The organism is Streptomyces sp. NPDC056296 (assembly GCF_042268605.1).
GTDB lineage: Bacteria > Actinomycetota > Actinomycetes > Streptomycetales > Streptomycetaceae > Streptomyces.
Map to the genome: position 1 here is coordinate 77,849 of NZ_JBHJRX010000030.1, position 26,962 is coordinate 104,810.

Consider the following 26,962-nt stretch of genomic DNA (forward strand, 5'->3'; position numbering starts at 1 on the left):
CCCGTGGACCGGGGCACTCCCCCGTGAAGGAGTGGGCCACCGTCCATTGTCCCGCGCCCACGCAAGAGGGCGAGGCCGTGCCGGTACGCGCATACCGGACACTCCCCGCCCACTCCCGCGTGACCTGGCCGCTCGCTAGCCGGCGTAGGTCTCGAACTCGGCGACCTTCGGCGTGCCGCTGGAGCCGGTGATCTGGAAGGTGACCTTCTTCAGCGAGGTCGCGGCGAAGTCGATGGCGCCCGCTCCGCTGCCGGAGGCCAGGACGGAGCCGGTGTCGTGGTTGACGACCCGCCAGGACCCGATGGCGCCCTCGGAACCCGATGCCTCCCGGATGACGGCCTTGGAGACCGTGGTGGCGGATCCCCACTTCACGGAGACGGAACCGGTCGAGCCGGACGGGGACCAGTAGGTGCCCATGTCGCCGTCGCGGACGTTGCCGTAGCTCGTTCCGTCGGCCTTGGAGGAGCCGTCGGAGCCCGCCCCGATGCTGAGGTTGGCGCCGGTGGGCGGGTCAGTGGGGTCCGGGTCGGTCGGGTCCGGGTCCGGGTCGGTGGGGCCGGGGTCGGTCGGACCCGGGTCGGTCGGGTCCGGGTTCTGCGGCGTACAGCTGCCGTCCGAGACCTTCAGCCCCTTGCCGGCGCCCGCCGTCTGGCTCACGAGGCCCGGCACGCAGTCGGCCGCGTCGAGGCTGTAGGAGTACGGGATGCTGACGCTGGTGTTGGACTGCGGGTCCGGCCCGGCGGGGTTGTTGTCGCCCTCGCGCTCCGACCAGGTCACGTTGTCGAAGATGTTGCCGCTGACCTGCCAGGAGCCGGCCTGGTCGGTGTAGAAGGTGCCGAGGACGTCCTTGGAGTCCTCGAAGTAGTTGTTGTCCACCTTGGCCTTGGCGCCGGCCCGGGAGTTGATGCCCGACTCGTTGAGGCTCACGTAGTGGTTGTTGTAGATGTGGGCCGTGCCGCCGCGCAGCAGGGGCGCGCGGGAGTCGATGTTCTCGTACTTGTTGTGGTGGAAGGTGACGTAGCCGTTGGAGCGGTCGCTCTCGCTGGAGCCGATCAGGCCACCGCGGCCGGAGTTGCGCAGGACGCTGTAGGACAGGGTCACGTACTGGGTGTTGTCCTTCATGTCGAAGAGGCCGTCGTAGCCCTCCGACTCCCCGCCCGACGCCTCCAGGGTGGTGTGGTCGACCCAGACGTTGCGGACGTCGCTCTCCATCCCGATGGCGTCGCCGCCGTTGGACGTGGGCGAGCCCAACTTCTTGACGTTCCGGACCGTCACGTTCTGGATGATGATGTTGCTGGACTCCCGGATGTGGATGCCCAGTTGGTCGAAGACGGCACCGCCGCCGACCCCGACGATCGTGACGTTGCTGATCTGCTTGAGCTCGATCTTGTCGGCCGCGGTGCTGCAACTGTCGCCCGACACCTTGGTGGTGTTGCCGTGGTTGATCGTGCCCTCGACCTCGATGGTGATCGGGGTACTGCTGTCGGCCCGGCCGCACAGGGCCTGGTGGATCGCGGTTCCGGTGGTGGCCCGGACCGTCTGTCCGCCCGCACCGCCGGTCGTGCCGCCGTTCTGGGTCGCGTAGCCGGTGGCGCCGCCGGCCGCTGCCGCCGCCTCGGGCATCGACAGCACCACACCGGTCGCGGCGGCGACAGCCAAGGTGGCCAGCGCCGCGTGAAGTCGCAGCGCGACTGGTCGTCTCATCCTCGGTCTCCCCATTCGTCTTCACATGACGGAACGAACTATCTGTCGTAATCATGTCAACACGACAGTCGGGAAAGCGCTTTCTCGCCGTGAGAATAGGGGTGCCTTCGGGGGCTGGCAAGAGATTGGACATGTTCAGCAAGCAGACCGGCGTCCAAATAGGTGAACCCGCTTCTTCTGCGCCACGGAGCCGATGTGCACCCCGAGCAGAGCTGCGGTACGATCATCCTGCCAGCTCGCGGGGCTCAACCCCCCACGGTCGGCAGTGCGTTGGTGGTCCAAGGAAAGACGCCCCACTTCCCGTGGGGAAATGCAGGTGCAAGGCCTGCCCAGCGCTCCGGTCGAAGAACCCCGGCCCGCCTCGGCGGACCGGGGTTCTTTCGTGTCGGTTCGAGTCCGGGTCAGCCGAGCTTGGCGGCCTGCGCGTCGATCACGGCGGTCGGCTGCTCGAACGCCTCGCCCCGGCTGATCGCCGCGATGTTGAAGGACGAGAACCCGGCGAGCGTGGTGCCCTGCCGGAAGACGGCGACCTTCGTCTCGACGGCTTCGCCGTCCGTCTTCGTCCCCACCGTCCAGGCCACGGCGTCGTCGCCGACGGCGAGCTTCTCCTCAGCGACCTTGGTGACCTGCTGCTTCTCCCCGTCGATCGTCATGGCGAAGCCCCCGGCGCACTTCTCGCCGGCCTCCCGCAGCGTGCCGAGGGTGCGCTCCGCGCCGTCGGAGTCGTAGGACCAGAGGGAGGTCATCGTCTTGGTGATGTCGAGGGAGTCGATGGTCGCCTCCTTCGCCTCCTCCTCCGTCATCTCCGCGAGCTCCTCCATCGAGGGCATGCCCTTCTTGGCCGCCGCGGACTCCTGGACGACGAGCCGCTGGGCGCTCGCCGCCGGGTCGCCCGCCGGCAGGGCCGACAGCACCCGGGCGACGGGCTCGCACTCGGCCTTGTCGACGGAGAGGGCCTCGGCCTCGAAGACGTCGTCCTTCCCCGGCTTCTGGACCTTGTGGTCCTTGAGGTCGCCCGTGGCTATGACCAGCTTCTCCAGTTCAGCGGCGGTCAGCGCCTTCGCCGCCGGCTTGTCGGACGCGCCGCCGCCCTTCGCCTTGGCGTCGGCGCCGTCCCCACCGTCCTGGTCACCACTGCCGCAGGCGGTGACCGCCAGGGCGAGGGTGACCGCGGAGGCGGTCAGGACGGTACGGCGGACGGTGGTGCGCATGGTGCTCTCCCTGTGCTCAAGCGCCCCGCGCCCAGGTACAGCGCGGGGTCGACAAGATCAAGACCAACGTGACCGGCCCGGGGTTGTACCGGCACCACCAGGCGTTCGTGCGGTTGCTCCGCTCAGCCCCCGGAGCCCGTCGGGCCGTCGGCCGTCGCGGGGGCCCGCCCGAGGGCGGTGACCACCAGGGCGGCCAGTGCCAGCGAGCCGCCCAGCCACAGCACCGACCGGGTGCCGAGGCCGTCCACCGCCCGGCCGCCCACGAAGGCGCCCAGGGCGATGGCCCCGTTGAACGCGCCCACGAACAGGGAGGTCACGCCCTCCCGGGCCCGCGGCGCGGCGAGCGCCAGCCACGTCTGGGTGCTCACCGACACACCGCCGTAGGCCAGGCCCCACGTCACCAGCAAGGCCGCGGCGCCTGCCGCGGACAGCCCGAGCAGCGGGAACAGCAGTACCGCGGCCGCCAGGGCCGGGCTGATCACCAGCAGGACGCCCCGCACCGATCGCCCGGCCCGGGCGCCGACCACGAAGTTGCCCGCGACACCGGCGATTCCGTACACCAGCAGCAGGGTGCCGACCATCGAGGCCTGAACGCCGGAGACCTCCTCCAGGACCGGCCGGACATAGGTGTACGCGGCGAAGTGGCCGGTCACCAGCAGGACCACCACGGCGAGCCCGGTGACCACCCGGGGGTCGCCGAACAGTCGCACCACACCCCCCAGGGCGACCGCCTCCTCGGCGGGAAGCGGCGGCAGCAGTACGGCCATGGCGACCGTCACCAGCAGAGCCAGACCGGCGACGGCGAGGAACGCCGCGCGCCAGCCCGCCAGTTCACCGAGGTACGCGCCGGCCGGGACGCCCGCCACCGAGGCGACGGCGATACCGCTGAAGATCATGGAGGTGGCCGGCCCGACGGCCCCGGCCCGAACCAGCCGGATCCCCAGACCGCCCGCGAGCGACCAGACACCGCCCATGCCCACGCCGATCAGCACCCGGGCCACCATCATGACCGCGAAGTTCGGCGACCAGGCGGCCAGCGCGTTGGCCGCCGCCAGCAGCACCATCAGGGAGCAGAGCACCGTACGCCGGTCCAGCCGCCCCACCGCCGAGGTGACCAGCGGCGCGGCGAGCGCACCGACCAGGCCGGTGACGGTGAGCGTCAGCCCGGCCGTGCCCTCGCTCACCCGCAGGGAATCGCCGATCGGCGTGAGCAGGCCCACCGGCAGCATCTCCGCCGTGACCACGGTGAACGTCGCGGCCGCCACGGCCACCACCGCGGGCCATCCGCCTCTCGCGGGGCCCCTCGGTGCGGGGGCGTGTACGGGCAGGTCGTCAACTTTTGCCATGGCCTCAGCCAACGCCGGGGCCCCAGGCGGAACAAGCGCGAAGTTCTCATGCTTCCATGAGGCGGATTAATCGATCCGGAGGGCAGGACCTTGAGCGTGGAGATCCGTGAGCTGGAGTGCTTCCTGGTCCTCGCGGAGGAACTGCACTTCGGACGGACGGGAGAACGGCTGTACGTCTCCCAGGGCCGGGTCAGTCAGCTGATCCGCGCCCTGGAGCAGCGCATCGGCGCCCGCCTGGTGGACCGTACGAGCAGACGGGTGCGGCTGACCCCGCTCGGGGAGGACTTCCTCGGCGCCCTGCGCCCCGCCTACGCCGCCCTGCGCGCCACCGTCGACGACGCCCGCGCGGCGGCGCTCGGCGGCAGCGGGCCCCTGCGCATCGGGTTCCAGGGTGTGGCGGGGTACGGATTCATGGACGTGGTCAGGGAGTTCGGGGACCGGTATCCCGGCTGCGAGACCTGGATCACCGAGCTGCCGCTCTGTGACCCCTTCGGGCCGTTGCACCGGGACGAGGTGGACACCGCCGTCGTCCTGCTGCCGGTCAAGGAGCCTGCCCTGGTGCTCGGGCCCGTCTTCTCCCGTCGGCCGCAGTACCTGGCGGTCTTCCATCGGCACCCCTTCGCCGGCCGGGCCGGCCTGGACGCCGAGGAACTGGCCGGCGCGCCGCTCGTCGGTGTGGCCGCACCGGCGCCGGACTACTGGCGCGAGGCCCAGGCGCCGAGCCGCACCCCGTCCGGTACCCCGGTGCCGCGGGGGCCCGCGGCCGGCACGCTTCAGGAGGGCCTGTCCCTGGTCGCGGCGGACCGGGGTGTGATGCTGCTGTGCCACCCGACCACCGAGTACCACCAGCGCCGGGACGTGGTCTACGTCCCGGTGGCCGGGCTGCCCGAGTCCGCGGTCGGGCTGGTCTGGCACGGCGAGCGGGAGAACGCCCGGATCCGCGCCTTCGCCGACGCGGTGGCCGGCGACCTGACCGGCCCGGGCCGCTGACCCGGCCCGGGGACCCGGCCCGGCCCGGGGACCCGGCCCGGCCCGCGGTCTGGCCCGGCCCGGGGTCTGACCCGGCCCGGGGTCTGACCCGGCCCGCGGTCTGACCCGGCCCGCGGTCTGACCCGGCCCGGGGACAGACCCCGGGGACAGGCCCGCCCGGTGTCAGCCCCAGCGTCGGCCCCGGTGTCAGGCCTGCACCACCGGCTCCCGGGTGAACAGCGCTCCCAGTTCCGGTGCGTTGACCCGGCGGTCCGCCAGGCGCAGGCCCTCCCAGATGGTGACCTGGTTGGCGGTGAGGACCGGCTTGCCCAGTTCCTTCTCCAGGGCCGGGATGTGGGCCGCCGTGTGCAGGGCGGTGTCCGGGAGGAGGACCGCCTCCGCGTCCGGGTGGTCGGCGGCGCGGGCCAGGGCCAGCACCTCCGACTCGGTCCAGGTGCCGACCTCCGCGGCCGTGATGATGCCGGAGCTGACGACGCCGACCGCCTCGATGCCCGCGGCGCGCAGGAACTCCGCGAAGAGCTGCGCCACGTCGTCCGGGTAGGTCGCCCCGATCGCGACCCGCCGCGCCCCGATCTCCTTCGCCGCGTGCACGAAGGCGAAGGAGGTGGAGGAGGCCGGCAGGCCCGCCGCCTGGGCCAGGGCGCGCACCTGTTCCTGGGCGCCGTCCCAGCCGTGCACGAAGCTTCCGCTGGTGCAGGCCCACACCACGGCGTCGGCGCCCGCGAGCCGCAACTCCTCCACACCCGCCGCGAGCCGCTGCGGTGAGCCCATCTCGCGCAGCGCGTCGACCCGGTGCGCGTCCTCGCCGATGTCCGTGTGCACCAGGTCCACCCGGATGTCGCTGCCCAGGAGCTGCTCGATGCGTGGATAGTCGTCCTCGCCGGAGTGGCCCGGGTACAGGAATCCCAGTGCTGTCATGTCCACCCTTCCTGCTGCTGTTCCGTGTCCGGAGCGTCACCGACGCCCGGCAGGTCCGCCACCGCGGGGCCGACCGGACCCGCGACCGCGGGACCCACCGGACCCGGCACCGCGGGGCCGATGCGCGCGGACGGATCGGTCAGCGCCTGATACGGCCCCACCGCAGGGGTACCCAATCGGCGCAGTGCCGCCCACATCGTCACTTGGTTGGCCGAGATCACCGGGATCCGCAGCTCGGCCTCCAGCTGTGGGATGACGTCGTAGGTGGGGAGGTTGGTGCAGGAGATGAACAGGGCGTCCGCCGACCCCGGGCTCGGTACCGCCTGGCGCGCCATGTCGGCCACATCGCGGTACGGGACCTTCCAGATGTGCCGGGTCAGGCCCATGAAGGCGCAGCCGGTGACCGCGACACCGGCTTCGGCGACGTACGCCTCCAGCGCCCGGGTCACGGACACGGTGTACGGCGTCACCAGCGCGACCCGGCGTACGCCCAGTTCGGCCAGCGCGTCCAGCAGCGCGCCGGAGGTGGTCACGGACGGGACCGCGCCCGCCCAGGTCATCGCCTCGCACATCGCGCGTTCCCCGGCGATGCCGCCGACGAAGCTGCCCGAGGTGCAGGCGTAGGCGATGACCTCGGGCGCGATGGCGTTGAGGGTGCGCACGGCCTCACCGAGCGTCTCGTGTTCGCTGACCATCCGGGCGAGGTCCAGACTGACCTCGACGGGTACAAAAGGGGTTCGCGTCATGTGCAGCGACACGTCGTCGGGCACCCAACGCCACAGCTCGCGATCGAGCGCGAAGTCGAACGGGGCGACCACGCCGACCCCGCGTTGCGGAGCTGGTCCGCCGAGAAAGGAGATGTCCATGGCACGCACCGGCCTCACACTGAGAAAGGGGAGGACAACGCACCGTTACGCACGGCCGTGTTGACGAAGGTAGGTTCCGGTGCGAGCGTGGTCAATCCGCCCGCGTCACTCCCAGGTCAACAGCCGGTTAACTTCCCCGTCAACTCCTGAATCGCACCCGTTTTCACCGACCGGAGACAGACCTGCCGATGACCACGCCCACGCCCCCGCCCCCGCCCCCGCCCACGCTCCTCGTCCTGGACGCCGAGCCGCTCCCCCGCCTGGGCCGGCTGACCGGCCGGGCCCGGATCGAGCACGCCGACGAGAAGAGTCTCGCCGAGCGGCTGCCGCACGCGGACGTCCTGCTCGTGTGGGACTTCGCCTCGCACGCCGTACGGAAGGCGTGGCCCGGCGACGGTCCCCGGCCGCGCTGGGTGCACACGGCGAGCGCCGGCGTGGACCATCTGATGTGTCCGGAGCTGGCCGCGTCGGACACGGTGGTGACCAACGCGCGCGGTGTCTTCGACCAGCCGATCGCCGAGTACGTCGCCGCGCTCGTCCTGGCGATGGCGAAGGACCTGCCCACGACACTGCGGTTGCAGGGTGAGCGGACCTGGCGGCACCGGGAGTCGATGCGGGTGGCCGGAACTCGCGCCTGTGTGGTCGGCTCCGGGCCGATCGGGCGGGCGATCGCGGGGACGCTCAAGGCGCTGGGGATCACGACCGCGCTGGTCGGCCGGACCGCCCGCACCGGCGTCCACGGGCCCGGTGAGCTGGACCGGTTGCTGGCCCGCGCCGACTGGGTGGTCGCGGCGGCGCCGCTCACCGACGACACGCGCGGCATGTTCGACGCCCGGCGGTTCGGGGTGATGCAGCCCTCCGCGCGGTTCGTGAACGTGGGGCGGGGTCAGCTGGTCGTCGAGGACGATCTCGCCGAGGCGCTGACCAGGCGCTGGATCGCGGGCGCCGCCCTGGACGTGCTGAGCCACGAGCCCCTCGCGTCCGACAGCCCGTTGTGGCGGGTCCCGGATCTGATCATCTCGCCGCACATGAGCGGGGACACGATCGGCTGGCGGGACGAACTGGGCGCGCAGTTCGTGGAGTTGTACGAGAGCTGGGCGGCCGGCGAGCCGCTGGCGAACGTGGTCGACAAGAAGCGCGGATACGTGCCCGGACACTGACGTCCCACATACGCGGGAGGGTGCTGCATGACCGACCTCACCGAGCTGACCGCTGTACAGCTCGTCGACGGGTACCGCAAGGGCGACTTCAGCCCCGTGGAGGTGACCCGGGCCGCGCTGGAGCGGGCCGAGCGGATCCAGCCGGAGGTGAACGCGTTCGTCCGGCTGACCGGCGAGGAGGCGCTCGACGGGGCACGGCGGTCCGAGGAGCGGTGGCGGCGCGGGGAGCCGGGCGGTCGGCTGGACGGCGTACCGGTCACGGTGAAGGACATCCTGCTGACGCGCGGTCACCCGACCCTGCGCGGCTCCCGCGCCGTCTCACCGGACGGGCCCTGGGACGAGGACGCGCCCTCCGTGGCCCGGCTGCGCGAGCACGGCGCCGTGTTCCTCGGCAAGACGACGACGCCCGAGTACGGCTGGAAGGGCGTCACGGACTCGCCCCTGTCCGGCGTCACCCGCAACCCGCACGATCCGACCCGCACCGCGGGCGGCTCCAGCGGGGGCGCGGCGGCGGCCGTCGCGCGCGGGGCGGGGCCGCTGGCGCTCGGCACGGACGGCGGCGGCAGCGTGCGCATCCCGGCGTCCTTCTGCGGCATCTTCGGCCTGAAACCGACGTACGGCCGGGTCCCGCTCTACCCGGCGAGCGCGTTCGGCACCCTCGCGCACGTCGGCCCGATGACCCGGGACGCGGCGGACGCGGCGCTGATGCTGGACGTCATCGGCACCCCGGACGCCCGTGACTGGTCGGCGCTGGGCCCGGCGCCCGGGTCGTACACCGAGGCGCTGTCCGGCGGGGTGCGGGGGCTGCGGGTGGCGTACTCGCCCTCGCTGGGCGGGCAGGTGGCGGTACGCCCGGCGGTGGCGACGGCGGTCCGGCGGGCGGTGGAGCGGCTGGCGGAGCTGGGCGCGTACGTGACGGAGGCCGACCCGGACTTCGCGGACCCGGTGGACGCCTTCCACGCGCTGTGGTTCAGCGGGGCGGCGCGCGTGGTGCAGCACCTCGGGGCGGGTCAGCGGGAGCTCCTGGACCCCGGACTGCGGGAGATCGTCGGCGCGGGGGCGCGGTACTCGGCGCTGGAGTACCTGGCCGCGGTGGACGTGCGGATGGAACTGGGCCGGCGGATGGGCCGCTTCCACGACGCGTACGACCTGCTCGTCACGCCGACGCTGCCGATCACGGCGTTCGAGGCGGGGGTCGAGGTGCCGAAGGGGTCGGGGCTGCGGCGGTGGACGGGGTGGACGCCGTTCACCTACCCGTTCAACCTGACGCAGCAGCCGGCGGCGACGGTGCCGGTGGGGGTCGACGGGGATGGGCTGCCCGTCGGGCTTCAGCTTGTCGCGGCGCGGCATCGGGATGATCTGGTGTTGCGGGCGGCGCATGCGTTGTATGGGGCGGGGGTGGGGGTGGGGACGGGAACGTCGGCCGAGTAGTGGTCGGCGTGCGGGTGGGCGCCGGGGTGGGTCGCGCTGCCCGGCGCTAACGGGGTGCCGCTGCGCCCACCCGTGCCGCCCCAGCGGCACGACTGCCCGCAGCGGGGGCGGCGTACGGCTGCGGGCAGTCGGGGGCGCGACGTTCTACGCTCGGCGGAAGCTGAGTGTCTCCCCCTCCGCTCCCGCTCGCCACAGGTCGTTGCAGGCCTCGGCCATCTCGGTCAGGCCCTCGACGATCTGGCCCCAGACGGTGCCGGGGACCCAGCCGACGTCGCCGTTGAGGAGCAGGTTGTTGCGTTCGTAGAACAGGGCCAGGTCGACGAGGGTGGTGCCCGCGCGGACCTCACGGTCGTAGCCGTACGCCTTGGTGCCCAACTCGGCACCCGCGAAGGCGAAATAGCACAGGTCGCCCGGAATGGGCGTCACGGTCGGGTTCTCCAGCGGTGGTGCGGATGCCGCGAAGGGCGGGAAAAGGGCGTAGATCTCGTTGCGGGCGTATTTGGCGTGGTATACGTCGCCGCCGAGAGGGAGCGCGTCCCAGACCGCCGCGCAGGTGATCGGGGCCCGGTCGTCCAGCAGTTGGGCCGTGCAGGTGATTCCGCGCTTGACCAGCGAGACTTCGATGAAGCGATCAGCCATACCTCCATGGCAGTGCCCGGCGGCCCCGTGGTCAAGGGTGCGGGGCCGAGGTATCGGACTGAAAAAGATCGGCATAACCTGCCCGGCTTCGGGTAGCTGCGCGCCCATGGCTCCACCACACAGAACCCCTCCATGGGGTATATCCGACCAAAGGCCCAGCACAGCCGGGCCCACTCGCCGGTCGCTGCTCGCGGGGGTCGCGGCGCTCGGCGCGCTGGGGGCCGCCGGCTGCTCGCGGGTGGCCACCGCGTCAGACGTGGAAGGCGGCGATCTCCTCGACCGGCTCAAGGCACAGGGCGTGGCCCGGCTCGGCATCGCGGGCGAGATCCCCTTCGGGTACATCGACAAGAACGGTGAGCTGACCGGCGAGGCGCCGGAGCTGGCGAAGGTCATCTTCAAACGGCTCGGAGTGGACCGGGTGCAGCCGGTACCGACGGAGTTCGGCTCCCTCATCCCGGGGCTGGCGTCGCAGCAGTTCGACGTGGTGGCGGCCGGGATGTACATCAACCCCGAGCGCTGCCAGCAGGTCATCTTCTCGGACCCCGACTACCAGATGCTCGACGCGTACATCGTGCGCAAGGGCAACCCGCTCGGGCTGCACAACTACAAGGACGTCTTCAAGAAGAAGGCCAAGTTCGCGACCGGCACCGGCTACGCCGAGATCGCCTACGCGGTGGAGCACGGCATCAAGGAGGACGACATCCTGATCGTCCCCGACCAGGTGGCCGGACTCAACGCCGTCGAGTCCGGGCGCGTGGACGTCTTCGCGGGTACGGCGCTGACCGTCCGCGAAGTGGTGAAGAAGTCCAACAAGGCCGAGGCGACCGAGCCCTTCTCGCCGATCATCGACGGCAAGCCGAAGGTCGACGGCGGCGGCTTCGCCTTCCGGCCCAACGAGACCAACCTGCGGGACGCCTTCAACGTCGAGCTCCAGAAGCTCAAGAAGAGCGGCGAACTGCTGCGCATCCTCAAGCCCTTCGGTTTCACCGAGAACGAGATGACCGATCTGACCGCGAAGGAGCTCTGCGGCGGATGACCTCGGGACTGTGGGAACTCGTACTCCAGGGTGTCTGGGTCACCATCCAGCTGCTCTTCTTCAGCTCGCTGCTGGCGGGGGCCGTCTCCTTCGTGATCGGTGTCGCGCGCACCCACCGGCTGTGGGTCGTCCGCTTCCTCGCGGGCGTCTACACCGAGGTGTTCCGCGGGACCTCGGCGCTGGTGATGATCTTCTGGGTGTTCTTCGTGCTGCCGCCGGCCTTCGGCTGGCAGCTGGTGCCGATGTGGGCGGGCACGCTGGCGCTGGGCCTGACCTACGGGGCGTACGGCTCCGAGATCGTGCGCGGCGCGCTCGGCGCGGTCGACCCGGCGCAGAAGGAGGGCGGCATCGCCCTCAGCTTCACGCCCTGGCAGCGGATGAAGCTGATCCTGCTGCCGCAGGCGGTGCCGGAGATGATCCCGCCGTTCTCCAACCTGCTGATCGAGCTGCTCAAGGGCACCGCGCTGGTGTCGATCATGGGCATGGGCGATCTGGCGTTCAGCGGCAACCTGGTACGCCTGGCGCTGCAGGAGAGCGCGGAGATCTACACGTACATCCTGCTGATCTACTTCGTGATCGCCTTCCTGCTCACGCGGGTGATGCGCGGTCTGGAGAAGAAGCTGAAGGCGGGCGTCGGGAAGGCTCCCACGCGCAAGTCCGAGGCGGAACTGAAGCGCCCTGAGGCGACCAACGTGGGGGGTGCTGTCTGATGAACTGGGACTGGAGCGCGGTCTCCGACTTCATGCCGCACTTCTGGGACGGTCTGCTGGTCACCCTGCAGATCCTGGTCCTGGGGTCGCTGGTCTCGTTCGTCCTCGGACTGGTCTGGGCGATGCTGATGCGGGTGCCGTCCCGCTGGGTGACCTGGCCCGTCGGCGTGGTCACCGAGTTCGTCCGGAACACTCCGCTGCTGGTGCAGCTGTTCTTCCTCTTCTACGTGCTGCCCGAGTGGGGAGTGACCGCCTCGGCGCTCACCACCGGCGTACTCGCCATCGGTCTGCACTACTCGACGTACACGATGCAGGTCTACCGGGCCGGTATCGAGGCGGTGCCGGTCGGCCAGTGGGAGGCCGCGACGGCGCTGAACCTGCCGATGGGGCGGACCTGGTCGGCGGTGATCCTGCCGCAGGCGATCCGCCGTGTGGTGCCCGCCCTCGGCAACTACGTGATCTCCATGCTGAAGGACACGCCGCTGCTGATGGCGATCACGGTGCTGGAGATGCTCGGCGAGGCACGGCTGTTCTCGCAGCAGAACTTCCAGTTCACCGAGCCCCTGACGGTGATCGGCGTGGCCTTCATCGTCATCTCCTACCTGGCCTCCCTTGCCCTGCGAGCCCTGGAGCGACGCCTTGCCCACTGACACTCTCCCCAATCCCGAGAAGAGCCCCGAGCGCAGCTCCGGCGAGCTGATACGCCTGGAGCAGGTCACCAAGCGGTTCGGTGAGAACACCGTCCTCGACCACCTCGACTTCTCCGTCGACGCCGGCAAGCACGTCACCCTGATCGGCCCGTCCGGGTCGGGCAAGACGACGATCCTGCGGCTGCTGATGACGCTCCTCAAGCCCGACGAGGGCACGATCACCGTGGACGGGCAGAAGCTCTTCCCGGCGACCGAGAAGGAGCGGCGGGAGGTCCGCAAGCAGATCGGGATGGTGTTCCAGCAGTTCAACCTGTTCCCGAACATGAGCGTCCTGCGCAACATCACCGAGGCGCCGGTCACGGTCCTCGGCATGTCCAAGGACGAGGCGGCGGAGCGGGCCAAGGGCCTGCTCGACATGGTGGGCCTGGCCGACAAGTGCGACGCCCGCCCCGCCCAGCTCTCCGGCGGCCAGCAGCAGCGCGTGGCGATCGCCCGGGCGCTGGCGATGCGGCCGAAGGTGCTCCTCCTCGACGAGGTGACCTCGGCGCTCGACCCGGAGCTGGTCGCGGGCGTCCTCGACCTGCTGCGGGACATCGCCCGCACCACGGACATCACCATGCTGTGCGTGACCCACGAGATGAACTTCGCCCGGGACATCTCGGACCAGGTCCTGATGTTCGACTCGGGCCGGGTCATCGAGACCGGTCCGCCGGAGAAGATCTTCAGCGAGCCGGAGCACGACCGGACCCGGGAATTTCTCAGCGCGGTGCTGTAAGTACGCGGCGTCACCGCCCCAACGCCCGAGGTCGGGGCGTTGGGGCACGCCGCTGGCATATGCCAGCGGGCCAGCACCGCAGTTGGGGGCGCTGAAATCTCGCCAACACCCCCTCACTTCGGGCCGCTTGGCGGCTATCGTGAAGGGGATCCGCTGTCCGGATCGGGGGCACAGGCAGGGACAGGGGCAGGGGCCTACCAGCGAGCGCAGGGGGAGACCACCGTGGCGCTGCAGCACAAGCCGACCGCGCCGCACCACTCGGCCCAGGACGCCCTGCGCGTCCTGGAGACGGTGACGCGGCACAGCACCGGAGTCACGGACACCGAACTCGCCCGGCGGACCGGCCTCGACCGGGAGCGACTGACCACGCTCCTGCGCATGCTGCGCCGCGAGGGCTACGTCGAGCAGACCAACGACGGCACATACGTCACCGGCGAGGCCCTGGCCCGCCTGGGCTCGGCCCACGGCCGCGAGGAGGCCGTGCGCGACAAGCTCCAGCGCATCCTGGACCGGCTGCGCGACTCGGTGGGCGCCGCCGTCTACATCAGCCGGTACGTCGACGGCGAGGTCAGCGTCACCCAGTACGCCGACAGTCCGACCACGCCCAAGGTGAACGAGTGGGTGGACTTCCGCGTCTCGGCGCACGCCACCGCGGTCGGCAAGAGCCTGCTCACCCAGCTGGACCACGCGGGCCGCCGCGACCACCTCGCCCGGCACAAGATGGCCCGCCTGACCTCGCGCACCATCACCAGCGACAAGCTGCTGCTGTCCCGGCTGGAGTCCCAGCCGCCCTCCGTCCCGGTCCTCGACCTCCAGGAGTACGCGGTGGGCACGGTCTGCGCGGCCGTCCCGATCACGGCCGGTTCCGCCGTGGGCTGCCTCGCCCTGTCCCTCCCGGTCGAGCACGCCCACCGGCTGCGCCGGGCCGCCGACGAGCTGAACCGGAACGCCGCGGGGGTGCTGCTCTCGCTGGCGATCTAGCCGCGGGGACGGCAGGGCGGAACGGCCGGTGGGACGGGCGTCGGGACGGGCATCGGGACGGGGCGTCGGGATGGCCGGCGGATCAATGGTCGGAAGCACCCCTGGAGACCAGGTAGTATTTTCGTCGTCGCCGACCGCGGAACGCGGACGGCGGGAGTCATGCGCCGCTAGCTCAGTTGGTTAGAGCAGCTGACTCTTAATCAGCGGGTCCGGGGTTCGAGTCCCTGGCGGCGCACAGCAAGAGGGCCCCCTCGCCCAGGCGAGGGGGCCCTCCGCTCGTTCAGAAGGTCACGTCCGAGCACGCGTAGAACGCGTTGGCCGTGTCGGCGACCGTCCACACCGCGACGATCACGTGGCGTCCGCTCAGCCCGGACGGCAGCGTGCCGCTGTGGGAGAGCGTGGCCGGAGGACGCTGGCCGCCGTAGGGCACAGTGAAGAACGGCGTGAGGTTGAGGTCGGACCGGGCCAGGTTGTGGTTCTGGTTCCAGCCCGGCTTGGTGACGTAGTACCGGAAGTCGGTCGTGGCGTGCCGGGCGGTGAACTGCCAGCGGAAGTTGTAGCTCTGCCCGCCGTTCACCTTGGTGGCCGGCCACGCCTGGCCGCCCGGGGCCTTCGGGCTGTCGAGCGGGGCGAACGGGGTGTTGTTCGCGGAACATATCCGCCCGTCGGCCGGTCCGCCCGCCGGGAAACCCTTGGGGCCCTCGACGCTCTGCGGCTCCCACTGGATGGCGCCGCAACCGCTGACGGTGCCGTTCTGGCAGACCTTCTGCCGGCTGACCGGCAGGTCGGTGTAGCCGTGGCCGCTGGCGCCGCCGGACGAGAGCACGAGGGCTCCGGTAGTCGCCATGCCCACCGCGACGGCGGACAACTTGGTCTTTGTACGCATACTGCTGCTCCTGTGACGTGGGGGAGGTTCAGTGAGCCGTGCAGGTCTAGACCAAGTCTCAGGTTATTGCCGTTAGTTGAACATGTCCATACCAATCGGAGAACCCGGGGAACGGGTCAGGCCCCCGTGTCCCCCCGCCCCGCGCAGAACGCCACCGTCAGGTCCTTCACCAGCATCTTGCGCTCGTAGTCGTCGAGTTCGACCAGCCCGCGCATGGTCAGCCGGGTCACCGTGTCCTCCACCGAGTCCACCACCGAGGTGAGCACGCTGGCCCGCTGCGCCGCGTCCAGCGCGGCGATCCGGCGCCGGTGCATCGCGGCGGCGACCTCGGGGGCGTACTCCACCCGGACCGGCCGCACCGAGAACACCTCCAGGCCGACCGGCGCCGCGTCCGCCGCCACCAGCCGGGTCAGCGTCTCGCCGGCCACGTCCGCGGAGCTGCGGACCGTGCCGAGGGGCTCCACCGGAACCCGGGCCAGCGCCGCCTCGACGCACTCGCGCAGGTACGTCTCGTGGTCCTCGACGCCCAGCGTGGCCTTCGCGGTGTCCCGCACCCGCCACACCACCAGCGTCACCGCCCGGAGCACCACCCCGTTGCCGTCGGCCGCGGGCATCGGCTCGCTGCGCCAGTGCCGCAGCCGGACGTCGACCCGGCGGCGCAGCAGCAGCGGGTTGACCCACATCAGGCCGGTGCGCCGGACGGTCCCCCGGTAGCGGCCGAACAGGCCGAGCACCCAGGCCCGCCCGGTCCGGCCCCGGGCCAGCCCGCCGAACCCGAACAGCCCCAGCGCCCCGGCGGCCGCGTACGCCGCCCACTGCGCGGGGCCGAGCCCGGCCCCCGCGTACGCCGGCAGCCCGAGCGCCTCGGCCGCGAGCGGCGGTACGAGCCCGGCCCACCAGGAGGTGACCGCGCAGCCCGCCGCACCGCAGGCACCGGCGGCCACGCCCGCGGCGCCGGGCAGCACCCGGGCCGGACGCTCCGTCAGGTCCGGGTCGACGCTCGGCGCCGGGCGCGGGCGCGCGGCTACGGGGCGCCGCGTGAGGGGCTGCTCCCCCGTGCTCTGCCGACGGCCGACGACCGCGGACCGCAGCGCCACCGGCGCCGGATGGGGGTCGTCGCGGAACAGCAGGTGGACGGGGATCTCGGTGGTCGCCTCGTTGTGGATGAGCCGGGCGGGCCGGTGACCGGCCGACTCCGCCGCCCCTGCGGGGCCTTCGGGCTCCGAGGGGGCCGGCGGTTTGGTGTCCGGGTTCGTCGATGAAGTCGTACTCATGCGTGCTCCAGCCTCCGCGCCAGATGCGTCATGAACGGGTGGTCACCGCTGGGCGGGCGGTCAGGAGAAGAGCCGTCGCCAGGTCTCCGGGCCCGGGTAGCCGTCCGCCGCGCCACCGCGCCAGCCCTGGGCGCGCTGGAAGGCCTCGACGCCCCGCCGGTCCGCCTCGCCCCAGCGCGGGCCCGGCCCGGTCGTGTAGTACGTGCCGAACCCCTTCCTCACCAGCTGCCTGCCGAGCCTGGTGACGTACGGGTTGTCCGCGCCCGGCCCGAACATCGCCCGTCCGGGGTATCCGGCCACCCCGTGCGAGGCGGGGGCCGGCGCGGGGCCGGCCGCCGGGGCCGCGATGTCCTTTCCCCCGCCCGTCTTCAGCAGCCGCCAGGTGCCCGGGCCGGGCAGCCCGTCGGCGTCCTCGCCCCGCCGGCCCTGGGCCTGCTGGAACGCCTGGGTGGCCCTGAGGTCCGCGTCCGACCAGCGGGGGCCCGGCCCCGAGGCGTAGAAGCGTCCGGCGCCGCGGGCGACGAGCATCCGGCCCAGCTCGGTGACGTTCCCGTTGTCGGCGCCGGGGCCGGGGCCGAAGGAGGACGCCCCCGGGTAGGCCGTGGCGGCCGGCGCCCCGCCGGCCGTGGTCGTGGTGACCCCCTTGTAGCGGTAGGGCAGGTACTTGGCGGAGTTGCTCCAGTAGGCGTAGGGCGTGGCGAGCTTTCGGGCGTGCGGCGGGGTCTGTTCGTAGGCCGTGTAGGCGGTGCGGGTGGCGTCCGTCCAGCCGCCGAAGATCACCACGTGGGAGCCTTTCTGGGGGTCGGACGTGTTGTGGAACAGCAGGATGTCGCCGGGCTGGAGTTCCTCCTTGGTAATACGGTCGGCGAAGGTGCCGAGGCTGCCCGTCCATTCGTTCGTGGGCAGCTTCCAGGCCATCGCCACATAACCCGAGCAGTCCTGCCGGTAACCGTCGGACCAGTAGGCGGTCATGCTGTAGGGCACCTTGGCGGTGACCCAGGTCTTGGCCCGGTCGATGATCTCCGTACGGGTGATCGCGGCCAGTTCCGCACCGGCCGGAGGTGCCGCCGGCGTACCGGTCGGGCCGTGCAGCGGGGCCCTGGGGCCCTGCGGGGTGTCGGGCTCGTCACCTGCGGGAACGCCCGGCCGATGGGAGGCGTGAGCGGTGGTCGGCGCCGCTGCCGTCTGTCCCGCGCCCAGGGCCCCGACGGTGGCGGCCGCGGTGGCCACGATCAGCGCGCGGTGGGCCGCCGGATGGGCGGGGGCGCGGCCGGCCGGGGAATGCGGCAGGACGCGGCGCCAGTGACGGCAACCGGGGCAGTCGCAGTCGCTCGCGGGGTCGATCTCCTCGAATACGGGAGCCTCCATGCGATTCCCCTCACACTCCCGGTGAAAATGTCCGCGATAGTGCACTTCGGTACATGTCGGTCAGTTTCTCAACTGTGTTCTTCGCGCGCATGCTGACGGTCCGAATGATGTACACGGCGGCGGACGCGACCCCGGACCGTGCCCGGAGGTCCCCCGGGCACGGTCCGGAGCAGCGTCCGGCATCCGGTAGAGTTGTGCAGGTCAGCAGGCGCCGCTAGCTCAGTTGGTTAGAGCAGCTGACTCTTAATCAGCGGGTCCGGGGTTCGAGTCCCTGGCGGCGCACCGACGGCCGAAGGCCCCCCGTAGCACACGGGGGGCCTTCGGCGTACCCGGCCTCCGGACATCTTGCGATCATGGCGAACACCGTAGAACCCTGGTCCGGTTGGGGGGCCGGATGCCGAGGGGATGCCGAGGGGGGCATCATGCAACCGGGGGTCGCCATTCCATGTCTATATAAGGTGTGGATGCCGTGGTGACAGCAACCCACCACTGTTACGTGCGTGAAGGTCGAGGGGGACCGGAGCGGACGATGGAAGCGACGAAACACGCGTGACCCGCGTGTGGGGGGATGACTCATGACGTCGACGCCGACGGGCGCCGGGCAGGACCACGACCCGTCCCAGACCACCCAGCTCAGGGTGCCCGCGCATCGGACCTGGAACACCGGTTCGTTCCGCCGGATACAGAAGACCCTGCCGAGGTACGACTACGAGCACTACAGCCGGCTCGCGGGCCCCCTCACCCAGCCCGACCCGCACAAGCCGTACAAGGTGCAGTACCGCTCGCTGATCTCGCAGGAGCCGCACCGCATCCGGGTCGCGCTGATGCTGGCCGCCGCCCCGCTGCTGTCGGTGGTGCTGCTGGTCTGGCTGCTCCAGCCCACGCACTGGACCGAGCGCGACTACGTGGCCTTCGACTGGCTGCCCACGCTCGACATCGTGATGCTCGTCTCGATCGGCCTGATCGAGCTGTTCCGCTGCCTGAACGTGCTGTCGAACGCGCACGCGACGCTGGTCGCCCGGGACCCGATCCCGGTGGTGCCCGAGACCGGCACCCGGGTCGCCTTCCTCACCTCCTTCGTGCCCGGCAAGGAGCCGCTGGAGATGGTGACGAAGACCCTGGAGGCGGCCGTGAAGATCCGCCACCGCGGTCTGATGCACGTCTGGCTCCTCGACGAGGGCGACGACCCCGAGGTGAAGGCGGTCTGCGAGCGCCTCGGCGTGCACCACTTCTCCCGCAAGGGCGTCGCGAAGTGGAACATGCCCAAGGGCCCGCACCGCGCCAAGACCAAGCACGGCAACTACAACGCCTGGCTCGACGCGCACGGCGACGGCTACGACTTCTTCGCCTCGGTCGACACCGACCACGTGCCGCTGCCCAACTACCTGGAGCGGATGCTCGGCTTCTTCCGCGACCCGGACGTCGGCTTCGTCATCGGCCCGCAGGTCTACGGCAACTACGACAACCCGATCACCAAGGCCGCCGAGTCGCAGCAGTTCCTCTTCCACGCCCTGATCCAGCGCGCCGGCAACCGCTACGGCTCCCCGATGTTCGTGGGCACCTCGAACGCGGTGCGCATCAGCGCCCTGAAGCAGATCGGCGGTCTGTACGACTCGATCACCGAGGACATGGCGACCGGGTTCGAGATCCACCGCCACAAGAACCCGGCCACGGGCCGCAAGTGGCGCTCGGTCTACACCCCGGACGTGCTCGCGGTCGGCGAGGGCCCGAACGCCTGGACGGACTTCTTCACCCAGCAGATGCGCTGGTCGCGAGGGACGTACGAGACGATCCTCAAGCAGTACTGGAAGGGCTGGTACTCGCTCCCGCCGAGCAAGCTCTTCAACTACACGATGATGATCATCTTCTACCCGATGTCGGCCCTGAACTGGATCCTGGCGGCGCTGAGCTGCTGCCTGTTCCTGGGCCTGGGCGCCTCGGGTGTCAACATCGACCCGGCGGTCTGGCTGATGCTCTACGGCAACGCCTCCGCCCTCCAGATCGGCCTGTACGTCTGGAACCGCCGCCACAACGTCTCGCCGCACGAGCCGGAGGGCTCCGGCGGTGTGGCCGGCATGGTCATGTCCGCGCTGTCGGCGCCGCTGTACGCGAAGGCGCTCATCGACTCCGTGCTGCGCCGCAAGAGCAAGTTCGTGGTGACGCCGAAGGGCGACTCGGCCAGCCCGGACACCCTCTTCGGGACCTTCCGGTACCACTGGTACTTCATCCTGATCTTCGGCGGCTCGATCGCCGCGGGCTTCGTCTACGGCCACTCGCACCCCGCGATGATCATCTGGGCGACGTTCGCACTGCTGATCACCGCGTCGCCGATGTTCGCCTGGCGCCACGAACTGCGGAAGGCGAAGAAGCAACCGCCGGCCGTGGCGGCGGAGCCCGAACCGCGGGTCCCGTCGCAGCAGCAGGCACCCGCGGACGCGGCACCCGCGCAGGCGTACGCGCCGCACGCGCCGCAGCAGAAGCCCAGCTGGGCGGCCTCCGACGGAGGCAACGACCAGACCATGCAGATCGCCCTTGGTGGACTTGGGGGACGTAAGGAATGAAGGACCGTGCCGGCCGCCGCCGCGCCCGTCGCTTCGCGATAGGTACGGCGGTGGTAGTCGCGCTGGCCGGGATGAACGGGCCGTGGCTCTACCGCTTCGGAACCGAGAAATACCACCAGTACAAGATCAACAAGCCGGAGTACAAGGCCGCCAACGGCAAATGGGAGATCATCGAGTTTCCCGAGAAGTACCGGCAGAACACCATCCACGCGGCGCTGCTGCGCACCGGCAAGGTGCTGCTCGTCGCGGGGTCGGGCAACAACCAGGACAACTTCGACGCGAAGCAGTTCGACACCCGGATCTGGGACCCGGTCAAGGGGACCATCAAGAAGGTGCCGACGCCCACCGACCTGTTCTGCACCGGCCACACCCAGCTCGCCAACGGCAACCTGCTGATCGCCGGCGGCACCAAGCGGTACGAGAAGCTCAAGGGTGACGTCACCAAGGCCGGCGGCCTGATGATCGTCCACAACGAGAACCCGGACAAGCCGATCACCCTGCCGGCGGGCACCAAGTTCACCGGCAAGGAGAACAAGAAGACGTTCGTCTCCAAGGACCCGGTCCTGGTGCCCCGCGCCGAGAAGGTCTTCGACAAGGCGACCGGCAAGTTCCTGCGCAACGACCCGGGCATCGGCCGGATCTACGTCGAGGCCGAGAAGAGCGGCCGGGAGTACCAGACGGGCACCCAGGACAACTACACCGTCCAGGGTCTGTCGGGCGCGGACGCGCAGAACACGTACGGCATCGCGCAGAAGCTCGCCCTCGACAAGAAGGACTTCCAGGGCATCCGGGACGCCTTCGAGTTCGACCCGGTCGCCGAGAAGTACATCAAGGTCGACCCGATGCACGAGGCCCGCTGGTACCCGACGCTCACCACCCTGAGCGACGGCAAGATCCTCAGCGTCTCCGGCCTCGACGACATCGGCCAGCTGGTCCCGGGCAAGAACGAGATCTACGACCCGAAGACCAAGGAGTGGACCTACACCGAGGAGACCCGCCAGTTCCCGACGTACCCGGCGCTGTTCCTGATGCAGAACGGCAAGATCTTCTACTCGGGCGCGAACGCCGGCTACGGCCCCGACGACGTGGGCCGCGACCCGGGCGTCTGGGACGTGGAGACCAACAAGTTCACCAAGGTCCCCGGCATGAGCGACGCCAACATGCTGGAGACCGCCAACTCGGTGCTGCTGCCGCCGGCGCAGGACGAGAAGTACATGGTGATCGGCGGCGGCGGGGTCGGCGAGTCCAAGCTCTCCAGCGAGAAGACCCGGATCGTCGACCTCAAGGCGGACGACCCGAAGTTCGTGGACGGGCCGTCACTGGACAAGGGCACGCGCTATCCGCAGGCCTCGATCCTGCCGGACGACAGCGTGCTGGTCTCCGGCGGTTCGGAGGACTACCGGGGCCGCAGCGACTCCAACATCCTTCAGGCCCGGCTGTACCACCCGGACACCAACGAGTTCGAGCGGGTCGCCGATCCGCTGGTCGGCAGGAACTACCATTCCGGTTCGATCCTGCTGCCCGACGGCCGCATGATGTTCTTCGGGTCGGACTCGCTCTACGCCGACAAGGCCAACACCAAGCCGGGCAAGTTCGAGCAGCGCATCGAGATCTACACCCCGCCGTATCTCTACCGGGATTCCCGGCCGGATCTCTCCGGGGGGCCGCAGACCATCGAGCGTGGTGAGTCGGGGACGTTCACGTCCCGGGCGGCGGAGTCGGTCAAGAAGGTGCGGCTGATCCGGCCGAGCGCGTCTACGCATGTCACTGACGTGGATCAGCGGTCGATCGCGTTGGGCTTCGAGGCGGACGGGGACAAGTTGACGGTGACGGTTCCTGAGAACAAGAACCTCGTTCAGTCCGGCTGGTACATGATGTTCGTGACGGATGGGGAGGGGACGCCTTCCAAGGCGGAGTGGGTGCACGTGCCGTAGCGCTCCCGCGGGTGCGTTGTCGGGCGCGGGGAGGTTGTGGTTGATCGCGCAGTTCCCCGCGCCCCTAGGGCGTTTACCCTTGCGCCAATTTCAAGGCGTACTCGGGCCACCACTCGCCGGCCTTGGGGCCGCCCTTGCACTCGCCGTCCGACTCCCCGGGGCGCTTGACCCACAGGTAGGCGTCGACCAGGGGGTCGGCCGTTTTCGTCGTCGGGGTTTCGCCGAGGGCTCGGCCGGGGGGGTTGCACCAGCGTTCGCCCGGGTCGCCCTCGGTGTAGGGGCCGTTGCCGTTGCGGCTGGTGTCGATGACGAAGTGCTTGCCGCCGACCTTGGCGGAGAGCTGCTTGCCGTAGGCGATGGAGTCCTCGGTGGTGTAAAAGTTCGAGACGTTGACCGCGAAGCCGTCGGCCTGGTCGATGCCCGCCCACTTCAGCGGTTCGAAGATCTGGTCCGGGTGACCCCAGCCGGCGTTGCCCGCGTCCAGATAGACCTTGGTGTTCTCCAGCGCGGTGAGCTTGGCGATGGCGCCCTTGAGGAGGTCGTAGCGCTCCTCGTGGAACTGCTCCGGGGTGCAGCCGTCCACCAGGTGGAGCACCGCGTCCGGTTCCAGGACGACCGTGGCGGAGCGGTCGCCGATGCCCTTGGCCACGCCGTCGATGAAGTCCCGGTAGGCGTTGCCGTCGGCGGCGCCGCCGCCCGAGTACTGGCCGCAGTCGCGGTGCGGGATGTTGTAGAGGACGAGCAGCGCGGTGCGGCCGGCCTCGTCGGCGGCCTCGGTGAAGCCGCGGGCCTGCTCCTCGGGGTTCTCCGGGCTGATCCACTCGCCGGTCGGCTGCTGGGCGATCTTGCGGATCTGCTCGGCCTGGTCCTTCTTGTCGGACTTCTGCAAGGCCGCCAGCTGCTGGGCCGCGTTGCCGTCCGGGTTGACCCAGAACGGGTCGGCCTCCTTGGGCTGCTGGGTTATCCCGGCGCCCGCGTTCTTGTCCTTTTTCTCGTCCTCGCCGCCGTCGGACGAGGAGCAGCCCGCGAGCAGCAGTGCCGCCCCCAGCGCCACCGCGGACGCTCGCCTCGTGGACAAGTTTCCGGCCCCCCTGCTGCCGTACATCCAACCCCCCTGGGTGCACTGTTCCAAGTCTCAATCCTGACATACGCCTCCGGCACCCAAGAGGTTCCCGGATACCGGCCCGAAGGTTCCTAGGAGCCGGTACCCGTGAGGTACGCCGATACGACCACGTTGGCCGTGTAGCTGTTGGTGGCGCGGTCGAAGGTGCCGCCGCAGGTGATCAGGCGGAGTTCGGCGCGGCCCGTGCTGTGCGGCCCGTAGGCCTGCTGGGCGTCGAAGCCGTCGCGGGTGAGGACCTGGACGTCGTCGACGGTGAACTCGGCGACCTCGGCGTCGTCGCGCAGCACCCGGATCGTCTCGCCGGGCTCCAGGGTGCTGATCTCGTAGAAGACGGCGGGCTTGGTCTCGGTGTCGACGTGGCCGACCATCAGCGCGGTCCCGGCCTCTCCCGGGCTCACGCCGTCCGCGTACCAGCCGACGGAGCCGGGTCGGTCGAAGGGCGGTGGTTCGATGGCGCCCTCGGTGTCGAGGCCGCGGGCGACGACGGGCGCCTGGATGTCGAGCCCGGGGACGTCGAGCCGCTGCGGCAGGGCGTCGCCGAGAGGTGCGTGGGCGGGGGGCAGCGGTACGTCGGGGGGTCGGCCGGCCGCCGCCATGTCGCCGGTGGCCGGCCGGGATATGCCCTCGCGCACGTCGGTGGCCTCGCGGCCCCACAGCCACAGCCCGAGGAGCAGCACCACCCAGGCGATGCCGGTCACCAGGCGGCCGGAGCCGGCGGTGTGTCGCTGGTCCTGTTCGGACATGGTCGGTCAGTCCGTCCCGCGGCTCCGGCTGCGGACGCTGCGCAGCGCGACGGCGACGGCGGCGATGCCCGCGAGGACCAGGCCGGTCACGGTGTGCGCCGTGCCGGGAGGTTCGGGACGGGCCTCGTCCCGGGCGTCGGCGGCGGCGAGCCGCGCGGTGCCGCCGCCGCCCGCGTCGACGGGGGCGACGGGAGAGGCGGGGGCGGCCGGGCGGCGCCGCTCGGCGACGGTGACGGTGCCCTTGCGGGCGTCGTCGCCGCACTTGACCTGTACGGCGTACGCGCCGGCCTCCATGGTGGAGCGGACCGTGCCGGCCCCGACGAGGACGCCGTCCTTCGCGGCCAGGGTGAGCCGTACGTCCGAGGAGAACGCCGCCGACACGGCGAGGGCCGTCTTCTCGGTGCAGTCCGCCACGCGGAGCCTGACGTCGCCGCCGGGCGCGGGTGTGGACGGTGACACCGAGACGCCTGAGCCGTCCACCGCGTACGCGGCCGGTGCGAGTGCCGCGATCGGTGCGAGCGCCGCGGCCACCGCGGCCCCGGCACAGAGAGTGACTTTCAGTGAGCCCATCGTGCACCTCCAGTTACCTGGAGACTCCCCCGCGGGACAGGCCCCCGCATCCTGCGCGGGGGCCCGGCTGCTCCGAACGGGTTACAGCGGGGGCGGGCGGGTTTACCGCCGCTCCACGGGCTCCACGGGTCTCAGACCCGTTCGACCAGGTCGGCGATGGAGTCGACCACCTTGGACGGGCGGTACGGGAAGTTCTCGACCTGCTCGGGCCGGGTCAGGCCGGTCAGGACGAGGAAGGTCTGCATCCCGGCCTCCATGCCGGCCAGCACGTCGGTGTCCATGCGGTCGCCGATCATCGCGCTGGTCTCGGAGTGGGCGCCGATCGCGTTGAGCCCGGTGCGCATCATCAGCGGGTTCGGCTTGCCGGCGAAGTACGGCTGCTTGCCGGTCGCCTTGGTGATCAGCGCGGCCACCGCGCCGGTCGCCGGGAGCGGGCCCTCGGTGGAGGGGCCGGTCTCGTCGGGGTTGGTGCAGATGAACCGGGCGCCGGCGTTGATCAGCCGTACCGCCTTCGTCATGGCCTCGAAGGAGTACGTGCGGGTCTCGCCGAGGACCACGTAGTCGGGGTCGTGGTCGGTGAGGATGTAGCCGATGTCGTGCAGCGCGGTGGTCAGGCCGGCCTCGCCGATGACGTACGCCGAGCCGCCGGGCCGCTGGTCCTGGAGGAACTGGGCGGTGGCCAGCGCCGAGGTCCAGATGGACTCGATCGGCACCTCCAGGCCCATGCGGCGCAGCCGGGCGTGCAGGTCGCGCGGGGTGTAGATCGAGTTGTTGGTGAGGACCAGGAAGGGCTTGCCGGACTCGCGGAGCCTCTTGATGAAGGCGTCGGCACCGGGGATCGGCACGCCCTCGTGGATGAGGACGCCGTCCATGTCGGTGAGCCACGACTCGATGGGCCTGCGGTCTGCCATGTGCGGGGTCTCCTGCCTGCGCGGTCCTGCGTGCGCCCCAGCCTAAACGGCGGCCCGATCATGGGGAACGTCAGTTCACGCGTCAGTTCCCGGTCGCCTCCTTCCAGGCGTCGATGTAGGACGTGAGGTTCTTCTCGATGTCGTCCCAGTCGGGCTCGAAGACCTCCACGCCGTCCATCAGCTTGGTGAGCGCGATGGCGTTGGCGTCGATGGCCTTGACGTCCTGGCGGGCCGCGAAGCCGCCGCCGATCTCGCTGACCTGCTTCTGTGCCTTCTGGCTCAGCATGTAGTCGAGGAGCTTCTTGCCGTTCTCGCTGTGCGGGGCGTCGCTGACCAGGCCGGCCGCGTACGGCAGCGCGAAGGTGGTGGGCTTGCCGCCCTCACGGGCCGGGAACCAGATGCCGAGGTTGGGCATGGACTTGGACTGGGCGAAGTTCATCTGGACGTCGCCGTTGGCGACCAGCAGCTCACCCTTGTCGACCTTGGGCGCGAGCTTGCCGGTGGAGGCGGACGGGCCGACGTTGTTGGCCTGGAGCTTCTCCAGGTACTCCATGGCCTGCTTCTCGCCGCCGAAGTCGTGCATGGCCTTGATGAGTACGGCGGTGCCGTCGCCGGCGACTCCGGGGGTGGAGTACTGGAGCTTGTTCTTGTACTTGCCGTCGAGCAGGTCCTCCCAGGTGGTGGGGGCCTGCTTCAGCTCCTTCTTGTTGTGGATGAAGCCGAAGTAGTTGTTGACGACGGCGGACCAGGTGCCGTTCGCGGCCTTGTCGGCGCCGCTGACCTGGTCGACGCCCTTGGGGGCGTACTTCTGGAGCAGGCCCTTGGTGTCGGCCTGCTGGATGAACGGCGGGAGGGTGACGAGCACGTCGGCCTGCGGGTTGCGCTTCTCGCGGGTGGTGCGCTGCACCATCTCGCCGGAGCCGCCCTCCACGTACTCGACCTTGATGCCGGTCTCCTTCTCGAAGTCCTCGAAGACCTGGTCGTACCAGCCGTCGCCGTTCTCGCCCTTGAGGCCGTCGGCGCTGTAGACGGTGACGACGTTCTCGTCGGAGGCGGCGGAGGTGCCGCCGCAGGCGGTCAGGGGGAGGGCGAGGACGCAGAGGGCGGCGAGCGGCTTGGCGGGGTTCCTGGGCATGGCGAGGTGGACTCCTTGCGAGGCGGTGGGGCGTTGGCTA

General features: G+C 70.7%; 24 protein-coding genes and 2 tRNA genes. 12 read left to right on the plus strand and 14 right to left on the minus strand.

The window, feature by feature from the left end; genetic code table 11:
- Positions 1 to 135: 135 nt before the first annotated feature.
- The 3 genes from ACFCZF_RS22600 to ACFCZF_RS22610 form a co-directional block, all read right to left on the minus strand.
- On the minus strand, positions 136 to 1,704 hold the full coding sequence (locus ACFCZF_RS22600; protein ID WP_376673175.1) for a polysaccharide lyase family 1 protein: 1,569 nt from the start codon (positions 1,702 to 1,704) through the stop codon (positions 136 to 138).
- 401 nt (positions 1,705 to 2,105) lie between these two features.
- On the minus strand, positions 2,106 to 2,915 hold the full coding sequence (locus ACFCZF_RS22605; RefSeq protein ID WP_376673176.1) for a hypothetical protein: 810 nt from the start codon (positions 2,913 to 2,915) through the stop codon (positions 2,106 to 2,108).
- Between the two features lie 122 nt (positions 2,916 to 3,037).
- Positions 3,038 to 4,189: an MFS transporter gene (locus ACFCZF_RS22610; RefSeq protein ID WP_376673198.1), complete on the minus strand. Its 1,152-nt coding sequence runs from the start codon at positions 4,187 to 4,189 to the stop codon at positions 3,038 to 3,040.
- A gap of 162 nt (positions 4,190 to 4,351) precedes the next feature.
- On the opposite strand from ACFCZF_RS22610, the gene ACFCZF_RS22615 reads away from it, so the two are divergent.
- Positions 4,352 to 5,251, plus strand: coding sequence for a LysR family transcriptional regulator (locus ACFCZF_RS22615; RefSeq protein WP_376673177.1), 900 nt, complete (start codon positions 4,352 to 4,354; stop codon positions 5,249 to 5,251).
- Between the two features lie 186 nt (positions 5,252 to 5,437).
- Here the strand turns inward: ACFCZF_RS22615 and ACFCZF_RS22620 are convergent, their stop codons facing one another.
- Positions 5,438 to 6,169 (minus strand): aspartate/glutamate racemase family protein, encoded by a 732-nt coding sequence (locus ACFCZF_RS22620; RefSeq protein WP_375909905.1) that lies wholly within the window; start codon positions 6,167 to 6,169, stop codon positions 5,438 to 5,440.
- The gene (locus tag ACFCZF_RS22625) at positions 6,166 to 7,035 is read right to left on the minus strand and encodes a decarboxylase (RefSeq protein ID WP_375909902.1); all 870 of its coding nucleotides are present in this window, start codon (positions 7,033 to 7,035) and stop codon (positions 6,166 to 6,168) included. The genes ACFCZF_RS22620 and ACFCZF_RS22625 overlap by 4 nt, the downstream gene beginning before the upstream one ends.
- Positions 7,036 to 7,223: 188 nt before the next feature.
- On the opposite strand from ACFCZF_RS22625, the gene ACFCZF_RS22630 reads away from it, so the two are divergent.
- Together ACFCZF_RS22630 and ACFCZF_RS22635 are read left to right on the plus strand one after the other, a co-directional pair.
- On the plus strand, positions 7,224 to 8,195 hold the full coding sequence (locus ACFCZF_RS22630) for a D-2-hydroxyacid dehydrogenase (protein ID WP_376673178.1): 972 nt from the start codon (positions 7,224 to 7,226) through the stop codon (positions 8,193 to 8,195).
- 27 nt (positions 8,196 to 8,222) lie between these two features.
- Complete coding sequence (locus ACFCZF_RS22635) at positions 8,223 to 9,626, plus strand: amidase (RefSeq protein ID WP_376673179.1); 1,404 nt, start codon at positions 8,223 to 8,225, stop codon at positions 9,624 to 9,626.
- A gap of 144 nt (positions 9,627 to 9,770) precedes the next feature.
- Here ACFCZF_RS22635 and ACFCZF_RS22640 read toward each other — a convergent pair whose 3' ends face one another.
- Positions 9,771 to 10,265 carry a DUF3830 family protein gene (locus tag ACFCZF_RS22640; protein WP_376673180.1) on the minus strand — a complete coding sequence of 165 codons (495 nt, stop codon included), beginning with the start codon at positions 10,263 to 10,265 and terminating at the stop codon, positions 9,771 to 9,773.
- Positions 10,266 to 10,371: 106 nt separating this feature from the next.
- Between ACFCZF_RS22640 and ehuB the strand changes: the two genes are divergently transcribed.
- From ehuB to ACFCZF_RS22670, 6 genes are all read left to right on the plus strand, one after another.
- Positions 10,372 to 11,301, plus strand: a complete 930-nt coding sequence (gene ehuB / locus ACFCZF_RS22645; protein ID WP_375909891.1) for an ectoine/hydroxyectoine ABC transporter substrate-binding protein EhuB — start codon at positions 10,372 to 10,374, stop codon at positions 11,299 to 11,301.
- Positions 11,298 to 12,011, plus strand: coding sequence for an ectoine/hydroxyectoine ABC transporter permease subunit EhuC (gene ehuC / locus ACFCZF_RS22650; RefSeq protein WP_375909888.1), 714 nt, complete (start codon positions 11,298 to 11,300; stop codon positions 12,009 to 12,011). Before ehuB ends, ehuC begins: the two co-directional genes overlap by 4 nt.
- Positions 12,011 to 12,661, plus strand: a complete 651-nt coding sequence (gene ehuD, locus ACFCZF_RS22655) for an ectoine/hydroxyectoine ABC transporter permease subunit EhuD (protein ID WP_375909885.1) — start codon at positions 12,011 to 12,013, stop codon at positions 12,659 to 12,661. Before ehuC ends, ehuD begins: the two co-directional genes overlap by 1 nt.
- Positions 12,651 to 13,436, plus strand: a complete 786-nt coding sequence (gene ehuA / locus ACFCZF_RS22660) for an ectoine/hydroxyectoine ABC transporter ATP-binding protein EhuA (protein WP_376673181.1) — start codon at positions 12,651 to 12,653, stop codon at positions 13,434 to 13,436. The genes ehuD and ehuA overlap by 11 nt, the downstream gene beginning before the upstream one ends.
- Before the next feature lie 222 nt (positions 13,437 to 13,658).
- Positions 13,659 to 14,417: an IclR family transcriptional regulator gene (locus ACFCZF_RS22665; protein ID WP_376673182.1), complete on the plus strand. Its 759-nt coding sequence runs from the start codon at positions 13,659 to 13,661 to the stop codon at positions 14,415 to 14,417.
- Between the two features lie 161 nt (positions 14,418 to 14,578).
- Positions 14,579 to 14,652 (plus strand) — tRNA-Lys (locus ACFCZF_RS22670).
- Positions 14,653 to 14,697: 45 nt separating this feature from the next.
- On the opposite strand, the gene ACFCZF_RS22675 is transcribed toward ACFCZF_RS22670, so the two are convergent.
- The 3 genes from ACFCZF_RS22675 to ACFCZF_RS22685 form a co-directional block, all read right to left on the minus strand.
- Positions 14,698 to 15,303, minus strand: coding sequence for a lytic polysaccharide monooxygenase (locus ACFCZF_RS22675; protein ID WP_375909877.1), 606 nt, complete (start codon positions 15,301 to 15,303; stop codon positions 14,698 to 14,700).
- Positions 15,304 to 15,419: 116 nt separating this feature from the next.
- The gene (locus ACFCZF_RS22680) at positions 15,420 to 16,577 is read right to left on the minus strand and encodes an SPFH domain-containing protein (RefSeq protein ID WP_376673183.1); all 1,158 of its coding nucleotides are present in this window, start codon (positions 16,575 to 16,577) and stop codon (positions 15,420 to 15,422) included.
- 60 nt (positions 16,578 to 16,637) lie between these two features.
- Entirely contained in the window at positions 16,638 to 17,945 is a 1,308-nt protein-coding gene (locus ACFCZF_RS22685; RefSeq protein WP_376673184.1) for a peptidoglycan-binding protein, read from the minus strand.
- Between the two features lie 208 nt (positions 17,946 to 18,153).
- On the opposite strand from ACFCZF_RS22685, the gene ACFCZF_RS22690 reads away from it, so the two are divergent.
- The 3 genes from ACFCZF_RS22690 (at position 18,154) to ACFCZF_RS22700 (ending at position 22,440) form a co-directional block, all read left to right on the plus strand.
- Positions 18,154 to 18,227: transfer RNA gene (locus tag ACFCZF_RS22690), tRNA-Lys, on the plus strand.
- A 293-nt stretch (positions 18,228 to 18,520) separates the two neighbouring features.
- The gene (locus ACFCZF_RS22695; RefSeq protein ID WP_376673185.1) at positions 18,521 to 20,506 is read left to right on the plus strand and encodes a glycosyltransferase family 2 protein; all 1,986 of its coding nucleotides are present in this window, start codon (positions 18,521 to 18,523) and stop codon (positions 20,504 to 20,506) included.
- Entirely contained in the window at positions 20,503 to 22,440 is a 1,938-nt protein-coding gene (locus ACFCZF_RS22700) for a galactose oxidase-like domain-containing protein (protein ID WP_376673186.1), read from the plus strand. Before ACFCZF_RS22695 ends, ACFCZF_RS22700 begins: the two co-directional genes overlap by 4 nt.
- A gap of 73 nt (positions 22,441 to 22,513) precedes the next feature.
- Here the strand turns inward: ACFCZF_RS22700 and ACFCZF_RS22705 are convergent, their stop codons facing one another.
- The 5 genes from ACFCZF_RS22705 to ACFCZF_RS22725 all read right to left on the minus strand — a co-directional run bounded on the left by ACFCZF_RS22705 (position 22,514) and on the right by ACFCZF_RS22725 (position 26,922).
- Positions 22,514 to 23,545 (minus strand): glycoside hydrolase family 6 protein, encoded by a 1,032-nt coding sequence (locus ACFCZF_RS22705; RefSeq protein ID WP_376673187.1) that lies wholly within the window; start codon positions 23,543 to 23,545, stop codon positions 22,514 to 22,516.
- An 89-nt stretch (positions 23,546 to 23,634) separates the two neighbouring features.
- Positions 23,635 to 24,306, minus strand: a complete 672-nt coding sequence (locus ACFCZF_RS22710) for a class F sortase (protein ID WP_375909861.1) — start codon at positions 24,304 to 24,306, stop codon at positions 23,635 to 23,637.
- A gap of 6 nt (positions 24,307 to 24,312) precedes the next feature.
- The gene (locus tag ACFCZF_RS22715) at positions 24,313 to 24,876 is read right to left on the minus strand and encodes a hypothetical protein (RefSeq protein ID WP_376673188.1); all 564 of its coding nucleotides are present in this window, start codon (positions 24,874 to 24,876) and stop codon (positions 24,313 to 24,315) included.
- Between the two features lie 131 nt (positions 24,877 to 25,007).
- Entirely contained in the window at positions 25,008 to 25,787 is a 780-nt protein-coding gene (locus tag ACFCZF_RS22720) for an HAD-IIA family hydrolase (RefSeq protein ID WP_375909857.1), read from the minus strand.
- Between the two features lie 82 nt (positions 25,788 to 25,869).
- A complete protein-coding gene (locus ACFCZF_RS22725; protein WP_376673189.1) occupies positions 25,870 to 26,922 on the minus strand; it encodes a 2-aminoethylphosphonate ABC transporter substrate-binding protein in 1,053 nt (350 codons plus the stop codon).
- Positions 26,923 to 26,962: the final 40 nt, after the last annotated feature.

Coding starts and splice junctions, on each gene's coding strand:
- ACFCZF_RS22600 (WP_376673175.1), bottom strand. CDS start 1,704: ATGAGACGACCAGTCGCGCTGCGACTTCACGCGGCGCTGGCCACCTTG.
- ACFCZF_RS22605 (WP_376673176.1), bottom strand. CDS start 2,915: ATGCGCACCACCGTCCGCCGTACCGTCCTGACCGCCTCCGCGGTCACC.
- ACFCZF_RS22620 (WP_375909905.1), bottom strand. CDS start 6,169: ATGACAGCACTGGGATTCCTGTACCCGGGCCACTCCGGCGAGGACGAC.
- ACFCZF_RS22625 (WP_375909902.1), bottom strand. CDS start 7,035: ATGGACATCTCCTTTCTCGGCGGACCAGCTCCGCAACGCGGGGTCGGC.
- ACFCZF_RS22630 (WP_376673178.1), top strand. CDS start 7,224: ATGACCACGCCCACGCCCCCGCCCCCGCCCCCGCCCACGCTCCTCGTC.
- ACFCZF_RS22635 (WP_376673179.1), top strand. CDS start 8,223: ATGACCGACCTCACCGAGCTGACCGCTGTACAGCTCGTCGACGGGTAC.
- ACFCZF_RS22640 (WP_376673180.1), bottom strand. CDS start 10,265: ATGGCTGATCGCTTCATCGAAGTCTCGCTGGTCAAGCGCGGAATCACC.
- ehuB (WP_375909891.1), top strand. CDS start 10,372: ATGGCTCCACCACACAGAACCCCTCCATGGGGTATATCCGACCAAAGG.
- ehuC (WP_375909888.1), top strand. CDS start 11,298: ATGACCTCGGGACTGTGGGAACTCGTACTCCAGGGTGTCTGGGTCACC.
- ehuD (WP_375909885.1), top strand. CDS start 12,011: ATGAACTGGGACTGGAGCGCGGTCTCCGACTTCATGCCGCACTTCTGG.
- ACFCZF_RS22675 (WP_375909877.1), bottom strand. CDS start 15,303: ATGCGTACAAAGACCAAGTTGTCCGCCGTCGCGGTGGGCATGGCGACT.
- ACFCZF_RS22680 (WP_376673183.1), bottom strand. CDS start 16,577: ATGAGTACGACTTCATCGACGAACCCGGACACCAAACCGCCGGCCCCC.
- ACFCZF_RS22685 (WP_376673184.1), bottom strand. CDS start 17,945: ATGGAGGCTCCCGTATTCGAGGAGATCGACCCCGCGAGCGACTGCGAC.
- ACFCZF_RS22695 (WP_376673185.1), top strand. CDS start 18,521: ATGACGTCGACGCCGACGGGCGCCGGGCAGGACCACGACCCGTCCCAG.
- ACFCZF_RS22700 (WP_376673186.1), top strand. CDS start 20,503: ATGAAGGACCGTGCCGGCCGCCGCCGCGCCCGTCGCTTCGCGATAGGT.
- ACFCZF_RS22705 (WP_376673187.1), bottom strand. CDS start 23,545: ATGTACGGCAGCAGGGGGGCCGGAAACTTGTCCACGAGGCGAGCGTCC.
- ACFCZF_RS22710 (WP_375909861.1), bottom strand. CDS start 24,306: ATGTCCGAACAGGACCAGCGACACACCGCCGGCTCCGGCCGCCTGGTG.
- ACFCZF_RS22715 (WP_376673188.1), bottom strand. CDS start 24,876: ATGGGCTCACTGAAAGTCACTCTCTGTGCCGGGGCCGCGGTGGCCGCG.
- ACFCZF_RS22720 (WP_375909857.1), bottom strand. CDS start 25,787: ATGGCAGACCGCAGGCCCATCGAGTCGTGGCTCACCGACATGGACGGC.
- ACFCZF_RS22725 (WP_376673189.1), bottom strand. CDS start 26,922: ATGCCCAGGAACCCCGCCAAGCCGCTCGCCGCCCTCTGCGTCCTCGCC.